The sequence below is a fragment of the Candidatus Schekmanbacteria bacterium genome, assembly GCA_003695725.1.
In the GTDB taxonomy this organism is placed as follows: Bacteria; Schekmanbacteria; GWA2-38-11; order GWA2-38-11; family J061; genus J061.
Window position 1 is genome coordinate 1 of sequence record RFHX01000315.1, and the last position, 5,205, is coordinate 5,205.

Genomic DNA, 5,205 nt, shown 5'->3' on the forward strand with positions numbered 1-5,205 from the left:
ATATTAAAAAATCAATAATTTTTTGTAGAATAATTGAAATTCCAAATCTTCAGCTGCAAGGAGGTTATAAAACTTTTACTTGCATTTTGATTTTCTTTTTGAAAAATGCTTCTATTGTTTTTATATAGAAATTTTATTGTCATATTAGGATAAGTGCAGGTGAAAAAGTGGAAAAATTAACAGTACTTGGTGCAGGCAGTTGGGGCACAGCAATTGCCAATTTGCTTGCCAACAATGGACATCGTGTCCACCTTTGGTGCTATGAAAAGGAAACAGCCGAAGAAATAAAAAAAGAGAGGACAAACAGCGTCTATTTGCCGGGAATAACCTTATCTAATGATATTATTCCAACTACTTCTCTCGAGGAAGCTTGTTCTAATTCAAAAAGAATCATTTCTGTTGTACCCTCACAATTCACAAGAAGCGTCATAGAAAAAGCCAAACCTTTTATTCCAAATGAGTGTTTTTTTGTAAGTGCATCAAAAGGCATAGAAAAAGAATCTCTTTGCACAATGTCTCAGGTGATAAAAGAAACGCTCGGTAATGAGAAAAAATACAATTTGGTAACATTAGGCGGACCTACATTTGCAATTGAAGTTGCCAAAAAGCTTCCTACTGTTATGGTGATTGCTTCTGAATCTGAGGAAGCTTCACGGCAGTTTCAGATGCTCTTTAGCAATCACCATTTCCGCGCATATACAAACAATGACATAATAGGGGTAGAACTTGGAGGTGCAATCAAAAATGTAATAGCTATTGCCGCCGGTATCGTATCTGGATTAGGCGGAGGACACAATACGATAGCGGCTCTAATAACACGCGGAATAGCAGAAATATCAAGACTTGGCATATCAATGGGTGCAAAACTTCTAACATTTGCAGGATTAGCAGGTATAGGTGATTTAATTCTAACTTGTACAGGAAACCTCAGCCGAAACCGCACAGTCGGATACAGGATTGCCAAAGGAGAATCACTGTCAGATATTCTTTCAGGGATGAAAATGGTTGCAGAGGGAGTGGAAACATCAAAATCAGTTGAAGGGCTTGCTAAAAAACAAAATGTGGAAATGCCAATTTGTCATGAAGTTTATTTGATTCTCTTTCATAACAAAAAACCCAGCGATGCCATAAAATCGTTGATGGAAAGAAATTTGAAGAAAGAGTTTCAAGAAGGGATTATGTAAAAAAAGATGGACATTAAGGATTTAAAAAAAATACTGAGAGATATTGAAAAAGGAAAAATAACGGTTGAAAAAGCAGCTGAAAAGATAAAGTATTTTTCCATAGAAAACCTTGAATTTGCAAGAATTGACCACCATAGAAACCTGAGAAAAGGATTCCCAGAAGTAATTTTCTGTGAAGGTAAAACTGTCTCTCAAATAAAAGATATTGCCAAGAGCATTTTATCAAGAAATCATACCCTTTTAGCAACACGGGCAACGATTGAGGCTTACAAAGCAGTAAAAAAAATAGACAAAAAGGCAGTATATAACGAGCAGGCAAGAACAATTGTTGTGGAAAAGAAAAAACCAAAAAGTACAAAGGGTGTTGTAATGATAGTTACAGCAGGCACGTCGGACATCCCTGTGGCTGAAGAAGCCTATATGACATGCAAAACATTGGGAAGCACAACAGACAGACTCTACGATGTCGGAGTTGCAGGTATACACAGAGTATTGTCGCAATCGGAGAAACTCGGCAAAGCCCGTGTCATTATAGTCGTCGCTGGTATGGAGGGTGCCCTTGCATCTGTAGTTGCAGGGTTAGTTGACAAACCAGTAATTGCAGTGCCCACTAGTGTAGGTTATGGGGCAAGTTTCGGGGGAATTGCTGCTTTACTCACAATGCTCAACAGCTGTGCATCGGGTATCGCAACAGTAAACATAGACAATGGATTCGGCGCCGGATATCTTGCACACAATATCAATATCCTTGGAGAATGAAACAGAAAAAGTCAAAAGCAAAAGGAGTTTTTATAACAGGCACTGATACAGAAGTAGGTAAAACTGTTATTGCATCATCATTGGCAATGCATTTGGTTTCACGAGGAATAAAAGTATCAGTGATGAAGCCTATTGAAACAGGATGTAAAATCCGCTCTAAAATTCTTGCGCCAGCTGATGGTATAAATCTGAAGTATGCTTCTGCAAGCGATATTTCACTTTCACAGATTGTCCCATCAAGATATAAAAATCCTTTAGCGCCAATGCCTGCTTCAAGAATCGAAAAAAAACCGGTCAACCTCAAAAGGATTAAAGAATGCTTTGATACAGTAAAAAAAATAGGGGATTTCTGCATTGTAGAAGGTTTAGGTGGAATAATGGTTCCTATTACAAAAGATTACTTTGTCCGTGATATGATAAAGGATTTTGGTTTCCCCCTAATTATTGTTGCCCGTCCGCTACTTGGCACAATCAATCACACCGCACTCACTGTTGAAGCAGCAAAAAAGGGGAAAATCAAAATCAGTGCAATTGTAATTAGCGGATACAATAGAAAAACAAAAAATATAGCTGAAAAAACTAATCCTGATGTTTTGAGGGAATTGTTCCCTGAAATTCCAATCTTCATTTTCCCAAAAATTGAGAGAATAAACTCTACAACCATAAGGAAGGAAGCTTCATCCTTGCTTGCCCCGCTGGCAGATTTACTTCTTCAATAAGCATAAAACGTCCTTTCGTGAAGAAGCAATGATAGAGTTGAAATGAAATTTTAATAATCCTTTAAATTCTTTCTGCTGAAAATTATGATGCAGATTGCAAGGCGAAATTTTGTTTCTTTTTAAGAAATTTTTTCACTGTTTCTTTTAAAAAGGTTAAATTGGATGATTTTACAAGGTATTCAGCTGCCCCGACTTCCTTGAAATCATCTTCCAAATGGTCGTAAGCAGAATTGACAATGACAGGTATAGAAGGCAACCTTTCTTTGACTTTTTTACAAAACTCTCTCCCGTCCATTCGAGGCAATTTTGCATCAAGGATTATCAGGTCGATATCACTATTCATTTTTACCATTTTTAGAGCTTGAGCACCATCAAGACAACCCTTTACCATATATCCTTCTTCTGTAAGTTCTTCTGAATAGAGTTTGAGAAGGAAGGGGCTATCTTCTATGATCAGTATCTTACACTTTTCGGTAGGACTTAAATATTTCATTTTTCACACCTCCCCTTCCCCTTTTTGAAAGCCATCTACTTCATTCCCCTTCAACAATCATCTTTCAACGGGGGGCAGGCAAATTGAGATTATCTTTTTATTATTAATATAATGCAGAGATAGAAAATTTCAAGAGAATGACTATTTTACTTTTGATTTATTTTTCAGTGAATGATAATTGTTTAAATATATTTATTAAGATTTATTAGCATTCCAAAAAATCGAAAATTAATAAAAAGATTGAAAATATCCTTTATAATATGTTCATTATTACAAAAAAAGCCCTTCCCAGAATATAGAAAGGGCTTCAATCAGATTCGTTCTATATTTATCCCTAAACCAACTTGGATTCTTTACCTTCCCAATACTTCTCTCTTACCTTTCTCTTTAAAATCTTACCTGATGATGTCCTTGGAAGCTCTTTTACAATATCAACTGAAGTGGGCTTTTTGTATGATGCAAGATGTTGTTTACAGAATTCTATAATCTCTTCCTCTGCTACATTTTTGCCTTCTTTCAATACAACAACGGCTTTTACGGTTTCTCCCCATTTCTCATCAGGTACTCCTATGACACAAGCATCAAGAATAGCTTCATGCTTATATAAAACTTCTTCAACTTCTCGTGGATAAACATTTTTTCCGCCGCTAATAATCAAATCCTTTTTGCGGTCTGTAATATAAATGAAACCATCTTCATCTACTTGAGCAAGGTCTCCTGTATGGAGCCATCCTCCTCTGAATGTCTCTTCCGTAATTTCAGGAGCATTCCAATAGCCTTTCATTACAGTATTGCCTCGCAAGACAATTTCACCTACCTCTCCGCTTCCGGGTTTAATATCATTCATATCGTCATCAACAACCCTTGCGGCAGAACCTATCATTGCTTTACCTATTGAAGCCAATCTTTCGACCTTTTTTGCGTCACCTTCAAGTGATACCTCTTCAGGAGGCAAAACCGTTATAGTAGCACATACCTCGGTTAACCCATAAATCGACTGGAAAACATTGCCAAATTTTGCTGCCGCTCTCTTCCAAAGCTCAACAGGCAAAGGCGAGCCGGCAAATGGTATAACTCTAATGCTTGATAAATCATACTTTTCAAGATCAGGATGGTTTATCAAGATATTGATTATCGTAGGAACGAGAATTGTATATGAAACCTTTTCTCTTTGGACTGTTTCCAAAAATTTATCAGGATCAAAATTAATGATTACATGTGTACATCCCCTTACAAGTGCAGGCAGGGCGGTGCCTCCCCAGCCTCCAATGAAATAGAGAGGCAAGGCACTCAAAGCAATGTCGTGGGGAAGAAGTCTAAATTCATAACCTGCACAAATGCCTTCACTTACATTGTTATAATGTGTAAGCATTGCGCCCTTTGGGACACCTGTAGTTCCGCTTGTATAAATATGAAGAAAAACATCATCTTTTGAAACTTCTATATTTGGATCCTGAGGTTTGCCATTTTCTATTATTTTTTCAAAATCATTTTCTAAACCGTGTTCCTTATCATGACAGATTCCTATCAATGTCTCCACCGTCGGACATTTCTTTTTGAGTTCATTTGCAATCTCAACCTTTGTGTCCTCAACAATTAATACTTTAATTCCTGCATCATTTGCTATCTGCTCAAGTTCTGCAGCAACAAAAGCCATATTAAGGGGGACTAATTTCAAACCTGCTTTTGCAACGGCAAAAGCTGTCTCGAACCATTGATGGCAATTTCTGGAAAGAAGTCCTACAGGATCCTGTGATTTCAAACCAAGCGATAAAAGAAAATTTGCAAGTCTATTAACCCTTTCATCTGTTTGAGCCCAAGTAAATCTGTTGCTCTCAAAAATAAAGCTTGTTTTCTTTGGATAATTTCTTGCATTATTCCTTACAATATCTCCTACAACCATTTCTCCTCCTTTTATTTTTTTGATTTTTTTGAGCGTATGCTCGGTTAATAACACAATAACTTAGAAATGCAAGAGATTATTTGTACGTATAATCTATAGGAAAGGATAATTATCATATCACACCATAGCAGATGAGTTATCTAAAAG

At 36.8% G+C, this 5,205-nt stretch carries 5 protein-coding genes; 3 read left to right on the plus strand and 2 right to left on the minus strand.

What is annotated here, in order from left to right; all coding sequences use genetic code 11:
• Positions 1–149: 149 nt before the first annotated feature.
• The 3 genes from D6734_11770 to bioD are packed head-to-tail and all read left to right on the plus strand — an operon-like array spanning position 150 to position 2,662.
• Positions 150–1,184 (plus strand): NAD(P)-dependent glycerol-3-phosphate dehydrogenase, encoded by a 1,035-nt coding sequence (locus D6734_11770; protein ID RMF92663.1) that lies wholly within the window; start codon positions 150–152, stop codon positions 1,182–1,184.
• Positions 1,185–1,190: 6 nt separating this feature from the next.
• Positions 1,191–1,943, plus strand: a complete 753-nt coding sequence (larB, locus tag D6734_11775; protein RMF92664.1) for a nickel pincer cofactor biosynthesis protein LarB — start codon at positions 1,191–1,193, stop codon at positions 1,941–1,943.
• Complete coding sequence (gene bioD / locus D6734_11780) at positions 1,940–2,662, plus strand: dethiobiotin synthase (protein RMF92665.1); 723 nt, start codon at positions 1,940–1,942, stop codon at positions 2,660–2,662. Before larB ends, bioD begins: the two co-directional genes overlap by 4 nt.
• A gap of 82 nt (positions 2,663–2,744) precedes the next feature.
• Here bioD and D6734_11785 read toward each other — a convergent pair whose 3' ends face one another.
• Positions 2,745–3,155 carry a response regulator gene (locus D6734_11785; GenBank protein ID RMF92666.1) on the minus strand — a complete coding sequence of 137 codons (411 nt, stop codon included), beginning with the start codon at positions 3,153–3,155 and terminating at the stop codon, positions 2,745–2,747.
• Positions 3,156–3,489: 334 nt separating this feature from the next.
• Positions 3,490–5,115 (minus strand): long-chain-fatty-acid--CoA ligase, encoded by a 1,626-nt coding sequence (locus tag D6734_11790; protein RMF92667.1) that lies wholly within the window; start codon positions 5,113–5,115, stop codon positions 3,490–3,492.
• Positions 5,116–5,205: the final 90 nt, after the last annotated feature.

Coding starts and splice junctions, on each gene's coding strand:
- D6734_11785 (RMF92666.1), bottom strand. CDS start 3,155: ATGAAATATTTAAGTCCTACCGAAAAGTGTAAGATACTGATCATAGAA.
- bioD (RMF92665.1), top strand. CDS start 1,940: ATGAAACAGAAAAAGTCAAAAGCAAAAGGAGTTTTTATAACAGGCACT.
- larB (RMF92664.1), top strand. CDS start 1,191: ATGGACATTAAGGATTTAAAAAAAATACTGAGAGATATTGAAAAAGGA.